Source organism: Gordonia polyisoprenivorans NBRC 16320 = JCM 10675 (assembly GCF_000241325.1).
Classification (GTDB): Bacteria; Actinomycetota; Actinomycetes; order Mycobacteriales; family Mycobacteriaceae; genus Gordonia; species Gordonia polyisoprenivorans.
Window position 1 is genome coordinate 1 of the sequence record NZ_BAEI01000040.1, and the last position, 16,283, is coordinate 16,283.

At 65.0% G+C, this 16,283-nt stretch carries 16 protein-coding genes; 2 read left to right on the forward strand and 14 right to left on the reverse strand.

All coding sequences use genetic code 11. The annotated features are described in order from the left end of the window. Positions 1 to 27: 27 nt before the first annotated feature. Together GOPIP_RS11540 and GOPIP_RS11545 are read right to left on the reverse strand one after the other, a co-directional pair. Positions 28 to 327: a transposase gene (locus tag GOPIP_RS11540; protein WP_006369839.1), complete on the reverse strand. Its 300-nt coding sequence runs from the start codon at positions 325 to 327 to the stop codon at positions 28 to 30. Positions 328 to 350: 23 nt separating this feature from the next. Further along, on the reverse strand, positions 351 to 896 hold the full coding sequence (locus GOPIP_RS11545; RefSeq protein WP_005201356.1) for a cytochrome ubiquinol oxidase subunit I: 546 nt from the start codon (positions 894 to 896) through the stop codon (positions 351 to 353). A 450-nt stretch (positions 897 to 1,346) separates the two neighbouring features. Between GOPIP_RS11545 and GOPIP_RS11550 the strand changes: the two genes are divergently transcribed. After that, positions 1,347 to 1,607, forward strand: coding sequence for a hypothetical protein (locus tag GOPIP_RS11550; RefSeq protein WP_010844852.1), 261 nt, complete (start codon positions 1,347 to 1,349; stop codon positions 1,605 to 1,607). Between the two features lie 58 nt (positions 1,608 to 1,665). On the opposite strand, the gene GOPIP_RS11555 is transcribed toward GOPIP_RS11550, so the two are convergent. The 12 genes from GOPIP_RS11555 to GOPIP_RS11610 form a co-directional block, all read right to left on the reverse strand. Further along, positions 1,666 to 3,378 (reverse strand): aldehyde dehydrogenase family protein, encoded by a 1,713-nt coding sequence (locus tag GOPIP_RS11555; protein WP_006369840.1) that lies wholly within the window; start codon positions 3,376 to 3,378, stop codon positions 1,666 to 1,668. 46 nt (positions 3,379 to 3,424) lie between these two features. Then, entirely contained in the window at positions 3,425 to 4,084 is a 660-nt protein-coding gene (locus GOPIP_RS11560; RefSeq protein ID WP_005201351.1) for an Rv1363c family protein, read from the reverse strand. Positions 4,085 to 4,148: 64 nt separating this feature from the next. After that, positions 4,149 to 4,727, reverse strand: a complete 579-nt coding sequence (locus tag GOPIP_RS11565; protein ID WP_005201349.1) for an Rv1363c family protein — start codon at positions 4,725 to 4,727, stop codon at positions 4,149 to 4,151. Next, on the reverse strand, positions 4,703 to 6,121 hold the full coding sequence (locus GOPIP_RS11570) for an MCE family protein (protein ID WP_005201346.1): 1,419 nt from the start codon (positions 6,119 to 6,121) through the stop codon (positions 4,703 to 4,705). The genes GOPIP_RS11565 and GOPIP_RS11570 overlap by 25 nt, the downstream gene beginning before the upstream one ends. Then, positions 6,118 to 7,275, reverse strand: a complete 1,158-nt coding sequence (locus GOPIP_RS11575; protein ID WP_006369841.1) for an MCE family protein — start codon at positions 7,273 to 7,275, stop codon at positions 6,118 to 6,120. Before GOPIP_RS11575 ends, GOPIP_RS11570 begins: the two co-directional genes overlap by 4 nt. Then, positions 7,275 to 8,393, reverse strand: a complete 1,119-nt coding sequence (locus GOPIP_RS11580) for an MCE family protein (protein ID WP_005201342.1) — start codon at positions 8,391 to 8,393, stop codon at positions 7,275 to 7,277. The genes GOPIP_RS11575 and GOPIP_RS11580 overlap by 1 nt, the downstream gene beginning before the upstream one ends. Beyond that, a complete protein-coding gene (locus tag GOPIP_RS11585; RefSeq protein ID WP_005201341.1) occupies positions 8,390 to 9,379 on the reverse strand; it encodes an MCE family protein in 990 nt (329 codons plus the stop codon). The genes GOPIP_RS11580 and GOPIP_RS11585 overlap by 4 nt, the downstream gene beginning before the upstream one ends. 29 nt (positions 9,380 to 9,408) lie before the next feature. Next, complete coding sequence (locus GOPIP_RS11590) at positions 9,409 to 10,449, reverse strand: MCE family protein (RefSeq protein ID WP_005201339.1); 1,041 nt, start codon at positions 10,447 to 10,449, stop codon at positions 9,409 to 9,411. Next, a complete protein-coding gene (locus tag GOPIP_RS11595) occupies positions 10,446 to 11,612 on the reverse strand; it encodes an MCE family protein (protein ID WP_005201337.1) in 1,167 nt (388 codons plus the stop codon). The genes GOPIP_RS11590 and GOPIP_RS11595 overlap by 4 nt, the downstream gene beginning before the upstream one ends. After that, positions 11,609 to 12,460: an MlaE family ABC transporter permease gene (locus GOPIP_RS11600; RefSeq protein ID WP_006369842.1), complete on the reverse strand. Its 852-nt coding sequence runs from the start codon at positions 12,458 to 12,460 to the stop codon at positions 11,609 to 11,611. The genes GOPIP_RS11595 and GOPIP_RS11600 overlap by 4 nt, the downstream gene beginning before the upstream one ends. Positions 12,461 to 12,517: 57 nt before the next feature. After that, positions 12,518 to 13,333 (reverse strand): MlaE family ABC transporter permease, encoded by an 816-nt coding sequence (locus GOPIP_RS11605; protein ID WP_005201333.1) that lies wholly within the window; start codon positions 13,331 to 13,333, stop codon positions 12,518 to 12,520. After that, a complete protein-coding gene (locus tag GOPIP_RS11610; RefSeq protein ID WP_005201331.1) occupies positions 13,330 to 15,102 on the reverse strand; it encodes a GMC oxidoreductase in 1,773 nt (590 codons plus the stop codon). Before GOPIP_RS11610 ends, GOPIP_RS11605 begins: the two co-directional genes overlap by 4 nt. A gap of 249 nt (positions 15,103 to 15,351) precedes the next feature. Here GOPIP_RS11610 and GOPIP_RS11615 point away from each other — a divergent pair, with 249 nt between their 5' ends. Continuing rightward, positions 15,352 to 15,960, forward strand: coding sequence for a TetR/AcrR family transcriptional regulator (locus tag GOPIP_RS11615; protein WP_005201328.1), 609 nt, complete (start codon positions 15,352 to 15,354; stop codon positions 15,958 to 15,960). Positions 15,961 to 16,283: the final 323 nt, after the last annotated feature.

Below are 16,283 nucleotides of genomic sequence, written 5' to 3' on the forward strand. Positions count from 1 at the left end.
CCCCGGGTGATGTGCAAACCCGTTGCCTCACCCGGGGATTGGGCCCGCCTCCTTCACCCACAGGACCACTGATCGCTTGAGGACATCACGCTCCATGCGCAGCTCAGCGACCTCGTCACGCAACCGTTTGAGCTCAGCAGCGTCATCAACGGTCAGCTCGCCGCGGCCCTCCCGCTCGGCGCGCGCCCGGTTGACCCAGTTACCCAAGGTGCCCTCGTTGACCCCCAGGTCTCGAGCGACCTGGGCGATCGGCTTACCTGTCTCCTCGACGATCCGGACCGCCCCATCACGAAACTCCCGGTCGTACTTCTTCCGCTTCTCTGGCATCGTGCTCCTCACTATCGATGCCTCTACGGTTCGGGGGGAACCTCATTGACCGAGACCACGCAGAACGTCCCGACGACCCCGGCGATGCCCATCGGAATCAGCATCAGCAGATGGCGTCGAGGCGGCATGCGGTCCCAGCCGTAGAGGTAGATCCCGAGGAAGATCGCCTCGACGAAGAACGACAGCCCTTCGAACGCGAATGGCAATCCCAGCACGTCACCGAACCGGCCCATCAAACCGGGCCACAGCAGACCCATCTCGAAGCTGAGGATCGTGCCCGAGACCGCGCCGATCGCGAACAGCACTGCCGACACCTTGGCCCACCGTCGGGCCAGTCCCATTGCGACAGGGCCGTCGCGCACGATGCCGCGACGGCGCATCACGAAGATCATCGTCGGGAACGCCACCCCGAAACACGCAAGGACGATGTGCCAGCCCAGGGACACCGCCATCTGCTGCCGGGCCGGCATCAGACCCGGAGGTTGCTGACCCTCCGCCACAACCAGCAATGCCTCGGCCAGGTACACGGTCGTCACCGTCGAGCAGGGCCGGTTGTTCCAGCCCGACACGTCGTCATCTGTACCGAAGGTAATCGCACGCAGATGAGGTTCCCGCCGGGGGTGGCCGGTAAACGCCACTGCCCCGCCGCCGGCTCGAGCTCGTGTCCGCAACGACGAGGGTGGGTCCGAGTTGCTCGACGACGATGAACAGCGCGTCGGGGACGGTCCGGCGGGTCAAGTCAGCGGCGGGATACGGTGTACCGGAAACCCGATTTCCGGGTGAAAAACTTTGTTTCGTACTCTTTTCCCCGTGAATCCCGCTGCTGCCGATGCGTTCGTGACCGAAACCACTTCGAGTGTTTGCGTGTGGTGCTCGTCCACCGACGAAATCGCGGAGTTCCGCGGCGAGAGGCGCGGACGGTGCTCAACCAGACGCGCACGCAGACTCCCCCTGCTGCTTCCCGGCGGCGAAGCGTCGAACCGCGACGACGACTGCCCACGAAGGCAGGCGGGAAGGCGGTGGCCACCAAGCCGCAGAATGTCAGGTCCGGCGTCGCCGGGCCGGCGAACGTCTCACGACCCGACCGCGCCGAGCTCATGAGCCGGGCGCAGAGCCTCCTGGCGCAGCTCACCGAGATCGAGGAACGTCTGCAGGTCGCGCAGAAGGATGGCGGCTTGAGTGGCAAGGCCAAGGTGTCCGACCTGACCGCGAAGCGCGACTCCGTGTTGCGCACGCTCGCCGCGTTGGAGAAGGCCAAGCGGGCGCTCGAGCCGGCCTGAGGTGGACGCACCACACCCCGTACGCTTCGTGACGGGGCACCTCGCTGCGCGCGGTGCGTCAGCCGCGTAAGGCGGACGCAAAGAGCGACGGCAGCCGGGTGGCCTTCGGATCTGCCGCGAATGCAACCATCTTTCGGCCTACATGGTGCGCATGCGTGTTCCTGACGAACCACGCCGGCTTCGGCGTGATCGACAGCTGGCCGGTGATCAGAGATCGGCTCAGCGGGCGGAACGGGCCGGTCACGACCGTGCGCTCTGTGTCGTCCACCAGTGATGCGTTGTGTACCAATCCGATTCCGCTCTCGACATCGACGAGGGTCGCACCGGGAAAGCCGCCCCATGGTGCTGCTGCGGTGAGATAACCGACCCCCGTCCACGCGTTGATCGCAATCGTGCCGTAGCGGAGCGATTCCACGAACCACTCGAACTCTCGACCGAGCTTGCGGCGGTATCTCGGGTGCACCAAGACGTTGGCGCCGAGAGTGCCCTCGAGCCGCTCATTGACGAAGCGGCTCGCTGCCCGGAGGTAGGCAATCCCGTCTCCGGGGATCTCCACGACGGCCAGCACGGGCGAGAAGTACTCCACGGTGAAGGCCTCGGCCACCTGGTCCGGTGAGAGCCCCTCGATCAGCAGCCGGCCGTTCTCGCGTGCGTTGGCCGTGGCGTGCCGGTCGGCTGCCGCGGCGACCCGTTGGTCGCTTCCGGGGTAATAGGCTGGCCGCGCGGGAGCCTTGTCGATCTGGTCGCGGAGTTCCCGGAGGAACTCCCCTTTCTTGGACCACTCGGACGGGATCACGGCAACCTGGGCGGCGATGCAGTTGTAGCCGCCGTTGTGCAGACGCTGGGTGGCCAGGTGCTCCGCCTGGAAACGGATGTCCTTGGCCGACCACCCGGTGGGGACGACGACGGTGGGTGATACGCCGCCGAGTTCACTGGTGATGGTCTTGCCGAGCTTCGGTACGCCGGCCCGGCGACGGGCCTCGCCTTCCGGGCCGGTGCCGAAGACGATGGCGTCGTGACTTGCCGAGCTTCCGGTGATGTGGACATGCGCCACATTCGGGTGATCGACGAGATACGAGCCGACCTCGACACCGCCCCTGACGACCTCCACGAAGCCGCGCTCGGACAGGGGTCGCAGGACGGCGTTGATCGCGTCGAACATCTCGCCCAAGACGGGGTTCAGTTTGAGGATCACGACGCGATTGTGCGCGATCAGCTCGTACAGGGTGTCCAGCACGGCGATCGAGGTGATGTTGCCGGCGCCGAGGACGACTGACATGCCGTGCGTCGTCGCGGGGTCGAGTTGCGCCAATCCCGCCGCCGACCGCGCCTGGGTGACACTCACCCCCGGCTTCAGCCAGACCTTGGCCGAGACGCCCGACAGCAGTAGCCGATCCCAGATCTGATGGGGAAAGACGTCGAGCGCAACACGACCGCCGGGAGCGACGGAAGTCGGTACGTGGGCGATGGGACTGTCGCCGCAGCTCAGGTCGCGCAGAGAACGGGCCAGCGTGGCAGCGTTCGTGATGACCGGGTACGGCCCCGACAGCCATTCTTCGCCTGCGAGCGGCGATGAGGGCGAGATCCGCTTCGCACGGCACGCGGCCTCAACCCAATCCGATGCCTGCTCGGCCGCCTGGTGCGCCACCTGTTGCAGAAGGTCGGCGCGCCGGGTCAGCGGGAGGTCTGCCCACCGGCGCTCGCCTGCGCTGAGTCGTAGCAGCGCACTGTCGAGCTCCGCGACTGTGGTGAAATCGGTGGTGAGAGTCATGAGTTGTTCTCCATGGTGTGGTGTGGATGGCTCAGGGTTTCCGCGGCTACACCGGTGTGAATTCGGAGATCTTCCAGCGATCGCCGTCCTTGGCCATCTGGACGCGAATGCGGCTGCCGTCGAGTCGCGGCCCCTCAGCGTCCTTCTTGGACGTCGTCTGGTTGACGAAGAGCAGGACGGTTGCGTGATCGGCGTCCGACGCGACGAGTGCGGCGTCGACCACCTCGGCGTTCGTGACGATCTGCTCCTTCTTGGCAGCAGGTTGAATAACTGATTCGCCCAGTTGGGTGTATTCGTCGAGGAACCTGCCGGTCAGCATGGTCTCGGCAGCTTCGGGCAGCGCGGTGTCGACTGTTCGGTAGTCATAACTGAGCAGTTTGGGGATGTCGGTACGTGCCGATGCAAGCGCGGACTGCCCCGCCGATGCCTCCGTCGTCGCCGCGCTCGTCGCGAACCACACGTAGCCGAGTCCACCGGCGCCGGCGATCACGAGTGCCGCCAGCACCCTGACCAACCCGTTACGCGCCTTTGTCGAAAGTCTGGCGGGCCAGCTCACAACGACGGGGCCGAGTCGTTTGACATGACCGCCGCGCACCTTGTCCTGCTTCTCGGCGCCGTCGGTAGGCGCCGCGTCGGTGTCGACGTCGCGATCCACCTCCGCCTCGGCGAACTCGGATGAGATATCTTGCTCCACAACCTTGTTCATGGCTTCCTCCTCGGTTCTGCCGCCTTCGCGTCGGTCGACGCCTCTTGGTCCGCGCTCCCCGCGTTCATGACACGAACTCCACGTTGCTGACCTTCCACGCATGGTCGGCGGCCGTCAGATCCACCTTCATCCGATAGACGCGTTGCTGCCCGTCGGGTGCCTCGGTGTTCTTGACGATCGAGCTGACCGCGGCCAGGACCTGCGCGGCGTCGTCGTCGGCGGTGATGATCCCCGCCTCCTTGACCGATCCAGTCGAGAGGACCTCGCCGGAGGAAAGGACCTGCTCGAACGACGTCGCCAGCTGTTCAAACTGCTGCTGAAAGGATCCGGTGGCGACGGACTTGATCCGATCCAGGTCGGCCTTCGACCGGCGGTAGTCGAGGCTGACGAGTCCGGCGACCACCTCGCGGGTGACGTCGAGTACCTCAGAGTTCCGCTTCTCGTCCTGCTTGGCCTGATAGAGATCGGTGCCCTTCACGCCGAGCAGCGCGAGCACCGCCACGAGGGCCGCCACCAGCGCCCACACGGTGACCACGGACCGGAGTGGAGCAGTGCCCGCCCCTTCGCCGGCGCTCTCCGGGCCGACCGCGTCGTCGTCGACTTCCGGACCGGTGGCCTCTACTTGATCAGTAACGACTGCCATGTCGCCTTTCCTTTCGCCGAAGCTGAGTTGGTGGGTGTTCCCACGAAGTACGTCACCCCGTCGGGCCCTCGGAACCTTCCGGTGGTCTCCGAATACGGCACCGGCTTCGACGCTGTACGTAAGCGCTTCGGCACCCTCTTCGCCCCTGGGTCACCGCCGGCGTCGCCCATAGAGTGCGGACGCGACAACATCTCCGGCCACGTGGACGGAAGTCCCCCGGGGCAATCGGCCACTAAGGGAGTCCTCACGCGGGGGTCGGTCGCGCACGGGACGTTCCGGGCGCCACGCGCCACCTTCGGGTTGTCGGGGCGCGCGTCGCAGTACTGGTCCGGAACCACCGGCACAGTCCGCATGTCCGATGCGTCACGACGTCGGCTGCCGCCATATCCCTCGGTGCACGGGGGCGGGTTCAGCGTGTTTCCGAGCTTGATGTCGAGTGGAGCCTGCGGACTCTGGCCGAGCGCGTAGCCGTCGACCGAGTTCAGGGTTCCCGACGTGAACGCCGGATAGACGGTCAGGATGTGCCGGAGGTTGGGGACGTTGACGCGCAGCACCTGTCCCACGGACTGGAGGTCGGCGAGCAGCGTCGGCAGCGTAGGCGTCAGCTCGGTCAGGGTGGCCGACACCTGGTCGGCTGCCGACGGGGTCTGGGTCAGCAGAGTCCGCAAGTGTTCATCGCTCAGCGCGAGCTGATCGGTGAACGACGCGAGGTTCGCCACCGCAGAGGTCAGGTCGGCGGCCACCCGGTTGCCAGTGGTCAACAGCGGTTCGGCGTCGTCGATCAGCCGGGTGGTGGGGCCGATATCGATCTGCGCCAACTCGAGCAGCCGCTGTGATGCGTCGATCAACCGAGCCAGGCGATCACCGGTCTGTCCTAGCCCGTCGGACACCTCGTCGACGGTCGTCTCCAGATTCTGGGGCGAGATCGTCGCAACGAGGTTCATGGTCCTCTCCAGGACGTCTTTGGTGGGCGTGGGCGCCTCATTGCCCTTGGCCGACAACACGTCTCCGTCCGTCAGCGCGGGCCCGCCGTTGTCGCGGGGAATCAGATCCACGTATTGTTCCCCGACCGCAGACTGACTCCTGATGTGCGCCGCACTGTTTCGCGGGATCGTGTTGTCCGAATCGATGCGCAGGGTGATGCGAACCGGCGCCGACAAGTCGGCCAGATCGACGTCTACCGAATCCACCCGTCCCACGGTTACACCTCGATAGGTCACCAGTCCGGTCTCGTAAATGCCGCCGGCGGTGTCGAACTCGGCGACCACGCGATACGATCCGATGCCGGTGACCCGACCGATGCCGACGTAGGTGACAGTCCCGTAGACTACGCTGACCACGGTGAGGACAGCGAATACGACGAGCTGCCATCGCACCAGTCTGGTGAGTTTCATCGGGGGCCCCCCATCCCGGCGGGCTGCGGTGAGGTCTTTTTCGATGGGCTGTGATCCGTTGTGGGGGTGCGCAGTCCGAATGGAGCGCGGAGTGGGTCCGCGGCTTGCCGCGAGGTCGCCATCCTGGCCAGGGCCACCTTGGGAATACTGCCGAGCACCTTGTCGCGTATGGCGCCCACCGACAGGTCGAGGGTCAGGAAGAGGTTCTGGTAGTCACCCTTCATTCCCTTGTCGATGACGGTCACCGGGAACGGAACGGTGAGCCCGACGATGAGCGAGCCGACCAGGTCGTCGCCGGACTCCTCGAGCCCCTTCAGTGCGGGACGGAGTTCCGCGGCAATGGAGTTCAGATCGGCGTTGCTGCGTGCGATCACGCTGCCCACCTTTGCGCCGAACACTCCTACGCGATCGAGCATCGTGACCAGCTCCTCGCGTTGGTCCGCCAGCACGGTCAGGGCGGGTTCCAGGTTGTCGATGCCCTCCGCCACGGTCGAACTCTGATCGGCCAGCGTGGCGCTGAGCTTGCCGAGCGAATCGATGGCGCGGCCGATGTCATCACGTTGCTTGTGTAGTCCGGAGACGAAGGTCTTGAGTTGAGATATCGCTCGGTTGGCAGCGGCTGTGCGGCCATCGGTGGCGTCGTTGAGCTCGGTCATGATCGACCGGAGCTGTTCGAGGCCACTGCCGTTGAGGATCAGCGACAAGGCCGCCAGCACCGACTCGGTCGACGGATAGGCTGCGGAGCTGTTGACATCGAGTGTGTCGCCGGGCAACAGCTTGCCCGGCGTCTGCTCCGCGGGAGGAATGAACTCCAGGTACTGCGCGCCCAGCACCGAGGTCTGTGCCAGCTTCACGGTCGAACCGTTCGGGATCTCCACTCCCTCGGAGAGCTCCACGTCCACTTCGGCGAACGACTCGCGCACTGTGATGGACCGGATCTGCCCGACATTCGCGTTGTCGAGCTTGACCAGGGAGTTCGACACCAGGTTCTGCACGTCGGCTAACTGGACGGTGATGCTGTAGCTGTCACCGGAGACGGCGTCGCCTGGCAGTGACAACGAGTTGGCGCCGTCGAACCGACAGCCCGCCACCGTCGACATCGCGACGGCCGCCGCGATCAGTCCCGCGCCGACGTGAAAGCGCTTGTGTCCCATCAGCGTCCTCCCTCCTCGGGGCGACCGGTCGAGCGTGCCATCTCGGACGTGATGACCCGGGTCAGGGTGGTCTCGGCCTTCTGGCATTCCGACTTGGGAGCGTCCACGGTTGTCAGCAGTGCACAGATGAGCGACACCGGATCCGGGAAGTCGGCCACCGCGAGACCGGCCGTCAGTGAGTTCGAGTCCGGGTCGTAGATGTTGTAGAGGTTCGACAGCGCGGTCGGCGCCGTGTGCAGGATCTGAGCCAGATCGTCCTGCCTGTCGACGAGCAGTCGGGACACCCTGGTGAGGTCCTTGACGTCACGGCTTAGCGCACCCTGGTTCTGCTTCAAGTAGTCGCGCAGGCGTGGGGCCATCGAGTTGAGGGCACGGATCGCGGCATCGAGTTGCGTCCGATTGTCGTCGAGCACGGCCGACGCGTCGTCGAGTTGCGAGGCGAAACCGACGATCTGCTGGTCGGCGGTGCGCAGCGCGGTGACGACCTGCTGGAGATTGCGGACTGTGCTGAACAGGTCGGGGCCGGCCGCGGAGAGCGTCCTCATCGCGTCGGAGAGCGCATCGACCGACTTCCGGAGTGAGCCGCCGCTGGTGTCGAGCGCACCGGCCGAGGTGTCGATGAGTCGGCTGAGCGCCCCCTTCTCATCGCCGGTGGAAGGTCCGAGTTGGTGCGCGAGGTCGGTCACCTGCTTCTTGATCTCGTCGTACCCGACCGGGACCGCGGTCCGGCCGACCTCCACCACGGCATCGTCTTCCAGCGCACCAGCCGGCGATCGCTTGACCGGGTTGACGAACTGAACATACCGACCGGAGACGAGGGTCGGCGCCACGATCGCCGCCCGTGCCTCGGAGTCCACGTACGCCGAGTCGTCGTACGAGACCTCGACGCGAACCTTCGCCGGTGTGGCCTCCACTGCTTCGACAGTGCCGATGGTGACGCCGCGCATCTTGACCGGATCGCCGACGAACAGCCCGGTGCCGTCCGTGAACCAGATTGTGGCCCGTGAGGTGTGCGTGCTCTCCCATACCTTCGCCGCGGTCACGGCCACCATGGCGACGATGACGAGGGCGATGACCGCGGGCCCGCCGAGTCGGTTGACGGCTGATGACGTGCTCATCGCCCGCCTCCCGGACTGCCCGGCTGCTGGCCGCGGAGATTGGCCGGCGTGATGTTCTGGAGCAGTACTGAGAAGAACGGTCCGCTGCCCAGGACGTCGGCGAATTGCATGACGAATGTGCGCATCCCCTTGATCGACTTTTCGAGGTTGGCGTAGTTGGCGTTGAGCGTGGCCGTCACCTGACGGACCTCCTCGAGCATCTGTGGGGTGGACGATCCGGTGTCATGGACGAACGTCTCTATCTCGGTGGATACTGCGCGCAGGCTGGTGAGCAGCCTGCGGATCACCTCGGCCCGATCGACGAGGGTCTCGAACAGCACCGACCCGTCGTCGATGAGCCTGGTGATGTTGCCCTTTCGCTCGGCCAGCACGTCGGAAACCGAATCGGCCTTCTGCAGAAGCGTCCGGATTCCGGCATCGCGCGACGACACCGTCCGTGCCGCAGCGGCGACGTTCTCCAGGGAGCCGCCGATGTCGGACGGGAGATCGTTCATGACCTTGTCGAGGCTCTCGACCGCGTCGACGACGCTCTTCTTGTCGGTGTCTCCGACGGTCTCGGTGAGCTGGTCGAGTGACTCGGTGAGGTCGAAGCCGGAACTTGTCCGCGACACCGGGATTCGGTCGCCGAGCTCGCCGGGGCCGGCGGTCGTGAGTTGGACGAAGCGACGCCCGAGCGCGGTCTCGACCTTGATCGAGGCCGTGGTCTCGGAACCGAGCTTCTCCCAGCCGTCGGTGAGCCGCATCGTCACGTCGACGTGGTCCTCGGCGAGCTCGATCGACTGCACACTCCCCGCGGCCACGCCGGCGATGTGCACTTCGTCGTCGGGATTCAGGCCACTGGCGTCGGAGAACTCGGCGACCACGACGGTCACGCCGGGCAGGAACGGAATCGAGCGGTAGTTGAACGCGAGCGCGAGAACCGCGAGTATCGCGCCGATTCCGATTAGACCGGCCCGGATTCGACGGCGGGAGTCGTCAGATCTCATGATGTTTTGACCTCATCTGGTTGTCTCCCTCACTTACAGCGCCGAGCTGGGACTTGGACCATCGGTGTGTCCGCATGTCCGCCGTCGAGCGTCGGATAGCGGATCGCGAGGCCGCACACGAAGAAGTTCACAAAACTGCCGTAGCCCGACGACCTGCCCAGAAGCCGATAGGCCTCCGGCATCTTCGCGAGCAGCATGTTGATCGTTGAAGTGTTGCTGTTCAGGTTCTGGGCCAGACCGCGCAGATGCTCGATGTCGGAGGTGAGATCGGGGCGGGCTCGGGACAGCAGCTCGTCGAGCTCGGTGGTCGCGCCCGCGATGTTCGTGAGGCCGTCGGCGATCAGCCGGCGATCACCGGCAAGCTCGGAGACCAGCTCCTGCAACTGGACGACGACGCTGCCGAAGGCCTCCCGGCGATCCGCTACCGTTACGAGCACGGTGTTCAGATCGGTGACCACCGATCCGATCGTCGCGTCGCGATCGGCGATGGTTTCGCCGAGTTCACCCATTTGGGTGATCAGATCGCTGATATCGGCTGTGCGGCCGTTGAGTACCGAGACCAGCGCAGCGGACAGCTTGTTGGTCTGCTCTGGATTCACCCCGGTCAGTAGGGGTTTGAACCCGTTGACGAGTGCATCCATGTCGAGAGCCGGCTTGGTCTGCGATACCGGGATCACGCTGTCGGCTGACCGCCTCCTACCCACGTCTCCGGGGTCGGTCTTCAGCTCGAGGTACCGATCACCGATCAGGTTCTTGTACCTGATGTAGGCGTTGGTGGTGGTCGTCACCGGGATGTGGGAGTCGACGTCCATACGGACCTCTGCTCCCAGACCCGTCTGCGCAGCCGCACCGGAGTCCACGATGTCCACATCGGTGACCTTCCCGACCACCACACCGGCCACCTTGACGTCGTCGCCGGTCCGCAGGCCGGATGCGGACATGAACTGAGCGCGGAAAACCGTTGTCGGACCGAAACGCAGGTCGCCGACGATCACGAACAGAGCCGAGGTGATCAGCGAGCTGACAGCGAGAAAGATCCCCAGCTTGATGGCCGGTCCGGTGATTGTCATTTCGTCATTCCGTAGATCATCGAGGCGAACGGGTTTCCGATGACGTCTTCGATCGACTTCACATCGCGGTACGCGTGACTGCCGTCGTCGAAGTCGACGTGCCCCGGCCCCTTTTCGCCGGGTGCGCGCGGGTAGCCGTAGCAGCTCGGTCCCGCCGTTCCTGCCGTGTGTTCGGGCGCGTCGATGCCCGGTCGGTATGGCGGGTCGCCGATGAGCAGGGTGCCGACGATGTCGAGGCCCGGTCTCGCTCCGCCGAACGCCCGCTCGAGATATTTGCGGCTCGTGTTCAGTCCGTCCAGGAAGCACGGGTAGATCGGTCCGTAGTCTCCGAGCACCTGCGCCGGCGGCGCCAGGGCGTCGGCGGCCTTCACCAGTGGCGTGCCCGCGTTAGTCATGAACCGGTTGCCGGTGTTCCCGAACTCGGTGAAGCTCAACAGGAACGCAGTCAGCTGCGACTGGTTCTCCACAATCGTCTTCGAGGTGGTGGTGAGGTGACGGACGGTGGCCATCAGGTCCGGTGACAGTCCGGCGAATGTGTCGAGATTGTCCGCACCGAGCTCGAGATCCCGTTGCAGAGTTGGCAGTGACTTGTTGAAGGTCGCGAGGTAGGTGTTCACCGAGTCGACCAGCTCGCCGAGCTTCTCGCCCCGATCGACGGTGCCGGTCTGCACAGCGGTCAGGGTTGCATTCACCCGCGCCGGGTCCACACGGTCGAGAATTCCGACAAGCAACTCGAAAGTGTCGTAGACCTCGACCGGCGTTTGCGAGGTGTCGATGGTGGCACCGGCGCTCAACGTCGATGCCGCCGGCTGCTCCGGCATCGTCAGCGCGACGTACTTGCGGCCGAAGAGCGTGGTCGGCTCCATCTCCGCCCGGACGTTCGTCGGCAGATCGCCGAGCTGGTCTTCCTCCACCGCCAGCTCGATGCGAGCGTGATCGCCGTACACGTCGACAGATGCGACACGACCGATCACTACGCCGTACAGCTTGACGTCCGATCCAGGCACCAGCAGCAGCCCCGTGCGCGGGGCGTTCAGGTAGATGGACCCGGTGGCCTGGAACCTGCCGTTGTACGACATCAGCGCAGCCACGACGACGCCCACCACCACGGCGAAGGCGACGAACGCGTACAGCAGGTGTTGTCTGCGTGAGTGTTCGATCATCCCGACACCCGCACAGTCGCGTGGACGCCGCCGTACAAGGCGATACCGACGATGAAGTCGACCATCATGATGATGATCAGTGACGTGCGGACGGCGTGGCCGACAGCGACGCCGACCCCGGCCGGTCCACCGCTGGCGTTGTAGCCGTAGTAGCAGTGCACCGCCATCACGGCGACCGCCATGACGATCACCTTCAACAGTGAGATCGCGATGTCACCGGGCTGCAAGAACAGCCGGAAGTAGTGGTCGTAGGTGCCCGGCGACTGGTCCGACAGGAACACGCTCACGAACTTGGTGGCGGCGTACCCGGTGAAGAGGGCGATCGCGTACAGCGGCACCACAGCGGCGAGTCCCGCCGCGATCCGCGTCGACACCAGATAGGGCAGCGACTGAACCGACATCACCTCGAGCGCGTCGATCTCCTCGCTCACGCGCATGGCACCGAGTTGCGCAGTGAAACCGGAGCCCACCGTCGCCGTGAGTGCGACGCCAGCAATGACCGGGATCGCTTCGCGGGTGTTGAAGAAGGCGGAAATGAAGCCCGACATCGCTTCCACACCGACGCGCCCCAGTGAACTCGATCCCTGTTGACCGACCTCGTATCCGGCTGCAGCCGTGAGGAATCCGATGATCACGACGGTCCCGCCGATGATGGCGAGTGCACCTGCGCCGAGCGACACCTCAGCTAGCAGGCGCAAGGTCTCGCGACGATAGTGGGTCATCGCCTTGGGTACCGCCCGCAGCGCCACCCCGTAGAACGCCAGTTTCTCTCCGAAGGATTCGGCGGGCTTCAGCGCCTTCCCGGCGTCCAACCGGTCGGTCAGTCGCCGCGACGGTTCGGTGGGCATCTGAGTCGATGTCAACGTGGTCCCTGCTCTTGTGTTCGCGCAGTCATGTCGAGGCCTTCAGTGCAGTGCGAGCGTGGTGATGACCGCGTTCGCGAGGAACAGCAGCACAAAGCTGAAGACAACGGTCTGGTTCACGGCGTCGCCGACACCCTTCGGTCCGCCTCCCGCGTTGAAGCCGAGATGGCAGGCCACCAGTGCGGCCAGCAGACCGAAGATGCCGGCCTTGAGCTCGCTGATGAGTAGGTCGGGAATTCCGGTGAGGATCGGGATCGCGGTGATGTATTGACCCGGCGTGGCACCTTGGAGGAAGACGCCGTACACGTATCCCCCGGCCAGGCCGATGGCGGTCACCAGGCCGTTCAGGAACACCGCGACGCCGCAGGAGGCGATCACGCGCGGAACTGCGAGTCGCTGGATCGGGTCGATACCGAGCACCTTCATGGCGTCGATCTCTTCGCGGATGGTGCGCGAACCGAGATCGGCGCAGATCGCGGTGGCACCTGCGCCCGCGACGACGAGAACCGTGACGATGGGTCCGATCTCTCGGATGACGGCCACACCCGCGCCCGCACCGGACAGGTCGATCGCACCGATCTCGTTCAGCAGAACGTTGATCTGGAACACCACCATGACGCAGAACGGGATCGACATCAGCATGGTCGGGACAATCGATACGCTCGCGATGAACCACGCCTGCGCCACCAGCTCACGCCACTGGAAGGGACGCCGTGGGAGCATCTTGACGATGCCCCAGAAGGTGAGGAAGAAGTCGCCGACCATTTCGGTACCGTGGCGCGCCTTCTTGAGAACCGGTGCGAGCGTTGACGATTGGCGTCGTTCCGGGAGCGCTGTTTCGGGGGCGAGTGCGCTCATCGGGCGTCGGAGCTCTCACGCGTTGCGGCCCGCGAGATCTTCTCGTCTGCCACTCGACGGACAGGAATGATGGGCAGTCGCAGCGCTCCAGGCGCCGAGACCGGCACGATCGGCGACCGGGGTTCGGTGGGCTCGATGCGCCGATAACCCGAACCCTGGATCGGGCGAAGGTCCTTCTCCCCCTTGTTCGGCCACAACGCGGCGGCCCGCTCGGCCTGAGCAGCTATGGTCAGCGACGGGTTGACGCCCAGATTCGCGGACACGGCCGAACCGTCGACCACACTCAGCGACGGATAGCCGTACACGCGGTGATATGGGTCGATCACACCGTTGTCCTCATCGTCCCCGATCACGCATCCGCCGAGGAAGTGTGCGGTCATCGGCACGTTGAACACCTCGCCCCACGTTCCGGCGGAGGTGCCGCCGATCTTCTCGGCGATGCGCCGCGTGGCTTCGTTGCCCGCGGGGATCCAGGTGGGATTGGGCTCGCCGTGCCCCTGCTTGCTGGTGAGCCGGCGACCGAACAGACCGCGCTTTGTGAAAGTGGTGATCGAGTTGTCGAGGTTTTGCATCACCAGTGCGATCACGGTCCGCTCGCTCCAGCCCTTCACCGCCAGGACACGTGCTGTGGCGAGTGGATCCCGGAGCGCGACGCCGATGAATCGCAGCCATCGCGGCAACCGTCCGTCGCCGTCGGTCATCGGCGCCTGCAACAACCCCATCGCGTTGGAGCCCTTGCCGTATCGGACGGGTTCGACGTGGGTGTCCGGCGTGGGGTAGAACGACGACGTGATCGCCACGCCCTTGGTGAGGTCGAGGGATTCGTCGACGCGGTAACGGGTGGCCCCGAGGATCGACTCGGAGTTGGTCCTGGTCAACTCGCCCAGTCGCGTCGAGAGCTCAGGAAGGCGGCCGGAGTCCTTGAGCTTGTGCAGCAACTGCTGGGTACCCCAGGTACCCGCCGCGAAGACGACATTGTGAGCGGTGAACGCCTTCTCGCGCTTACGAATCCAGGCACCGGTCTTGACTGTGTCGACTGTCCAGGAGCCATCGGGTCGCTGACGCACGTCGGTGACGGTGGTCAGCGGATTCACCACCACTCCAGCGCGTTCGGCGAGCCCGAGGTAGTTCTTGAGCAGCGTGTTCTTGGCACCGTGACGGCAACCTGTCATGCACTCGCCGCACTCGATGCAGCCGGTGCGATCCGGTCCGACCCCACCGAAGTAGGGATCCGACACGGTACGACCGGGCTCGCCGAAGTACACCCCGACCGGAGTCTGGACAAACGTGTCGCCGACACTCATGTCGTCGGCCACCGACCGGATGATCTCGTCGGCAGGCGTCATGTGCGGGTTGGTGACCACGCCCAGCATGCGACGCGCCTGGTCGTAGTAGGGCGTCAGCTCGTCTTCCCAGTCTGTGATGTGCGCCCACTGCGGATCGCCGAAGAATGCTGATCCCGGCTGGTAAAGGGTGTTGGCGTAGTTGAGAGAGCCCCCCCCGACTCCCGCCCCGGCCAAGATGACACAGTCGCGAAGTAGGTGGATGCGCTGAATCCCGTACGCACCCAGCTTCGGCGCCCACAGGAATCGTCGAACGTCCCAGCTGGTCTTGGCGAAGTCCGCATCGTCGAATCTGCGGCCGGCTTCGAGAACGCCGACCCGGTAGCCCTTCTCTGCCAGGCGAAGGGCGGTGACGCTGCCGCCGAACCCGGAGCCGATCACCAGGACGTCGTAGTCGGTGTCTTTCTCGCTCGCCTCAGCGTTCATTGGATGCTCGCAATCGTCTGTGGGCGTGGGTATTACGTGGCTGATTGAGCCTCTACAGGAACACGTCCCTGTGATGACCGTGTGCCGGTCGCCGCTTCTGTCCGTCCTGGCCAAGCGGGGCGGTGCGGCCGGACACAGTGTGTTGACACTGTGAGATGAACTGTATTGTTTCTACACATAATTGCCTAATGTGTCAAACACTCAGGCGGGCGCCTTAGGCCTGCATGCCAATTCGGGCATGATGGACACATGGCTACGCCCCCGAGCTTCCACGACGAAGTACGCGACCTGCTGCGCGATCGCATACTCGACTCCGCTCGCGATCTCGTGGTGGAACGGGGATGGTCCGCGGTGAACATGTCCCGGGTGGCGCGCGAGGTCGGAATCAGCCGTACGACCCTCTACAACGAGGTCGGGACCAGGGATCAGCTTGCGGCATCGCTGATCGCACGCGAGGCAGACCGCTTCCTCCACGGGGTCGTCGAGGGCATCGCGGACGAACAGGACATCGTTGACGGACTCACAGCCGCCGCGGAGCGCACACTGACCCTTGGTGAGGACAACGAGCTTCTGATGTCGATCATCTCGGGCAGACTCCAGGGCGGCGAACTCCTGTCGCTGGTCACCGTCGACTCAGAGGTCGTCCTCGGGCGGGCGACGCAGGTGGTAGCCGATCAGATCCGTTCTCGGAAGCCCGATCTCGACGAATTCGCGCTGGAGTCGATCACCGAGATCTTCGTACGACTCACCGTGAGCCACCTGCTCCAGCTCCGGGGTTCGCGTGCCGAATCCGTCGTGCAGATCCACGCTGTCATTCTCGCCTTGTTCGCAAGCCCGCCAGCTCCCCCGGCGGGATGACGCGTGGACGGAACAAGCCAAGCCGAGCGCTTTGAGAACACTGATCCCCATCTTCGGGAATCGCTTGTGCAGCCAGGTGGCCAGCGCCATTCCCAGGGAAAGATGGCCTCACGCCGGTTGGTGCGTATCGCCCGGACAGTTCGTCGAGCGACGTCTTCGGGCTCCAGAACCGGAAACCACTGCGACATCCGGGGGTACCACCCCATGTCTGCATCGTTCCGTTCGAAGTAGTCGGTGTTGACCTCCGAAGGGCAGACGAGTGAGACTCCGATGCCATAACGACCGACTTCCTCGCCGAGACTGTTCGAGAACCCCACCATGGC

Coding starts and splice junctions, on each gene's coding strand:
- GOPIP_RS11565 (WP_005201349.1), bottom strand. CDS start 4,727: ATGGCAGTCGTTACTGATCAAGTAGAGGCCACCGGTCCGGAAGTCGAC.
- GOPIP_RS11615 (WP_005201328.1), top strand. CDS start 15,352: ATGGCTACGCCCCCGAGCTTCCACGACGAAGTACGCGACCTGCTGCGC.
- GOPIP_RS11575 (WP_006369841.1), bottom strand. CDS start 7,275: ATGGGACACAAGCGCTTTCACGTCGGCGCGGGACTGATCGCGGCGGCC.
- GOPIP_RS11540 (WP_006369839.1), bottom strand. CDS start 327: ATGCCAGAGAAGCGGAAGAAGTACGACCGGGAGTTTCGTGATGGGGCG.
- GOPIP_RS11595 (WP_005201337.1), bottom strand. CDS start 11,612: ATGATCGAACACTCACGCAGACAACACCTGCTGTACGCGTTCGTCGCC.
- GOPIP_RS11580 (WP_005201342.1), bottom strand. CDS start 8,393: ATGAGCACGTCATCAGCCGTCAACCGACTCGGCGGGCCCGCGGTCATC.
- GOPIP_RS11570 (WP_005201346.1), bottom strand. CDS start 6,121: ATGAAACTCACCAGACTGGTGCGATGGCAGCTCGTCGTATTCGCTGTC.
- GOPIP_RS11590 (WP_005201339.1), bottom strand. CDS start 10,449: ATGACAATCACCGGACCGGCCATCAAGCTGGGGATCTTTCTCGCTGTC.
- GOPIP_RS11605 (WP_005201333.1), bottom strand. CDS start 13,333: ATGAGCGCACTCGCCCCCGAAACAGCGCTCCCGGAACGACGCCAATCG.
- GOPIP_RS11560 (WP_005201351.1), bottom strand. CDS start 4,084: ATGAACAAGGTTGTGGAGCAAGATATCTCATCCGAGTTCGCCGAGGCG.
- GOPIP_RS11610 (WP_005201331.1), bottom strand. CDS start 15,102: ATGAACGCTGAGGCGAGCGAGAAAGACACCGACTACGACGTCCTGGTG.
- GOPIP_RS11600 (WP_006369842.1), bottom strand. CDS start 12,460: ATGCCCACCGAACCGTCGCGGCGACTGACCGACCGGTTGGACGCCGGG.
- GOPIP_RS11555 (WP_006369840.1), bottom strand. CDS start 3,378: ATGACTCTCACCACCGATTTCACCACAGTCGCGGAGCTCGACAGTGCG.
- GOPIP_RS11585 (WP_005201341.1), bottom strand. CDS start 9,379: ATGAGATCTGACGACTCCCGCCGTCGAATCCGGGCCGGTCTAATCGGA.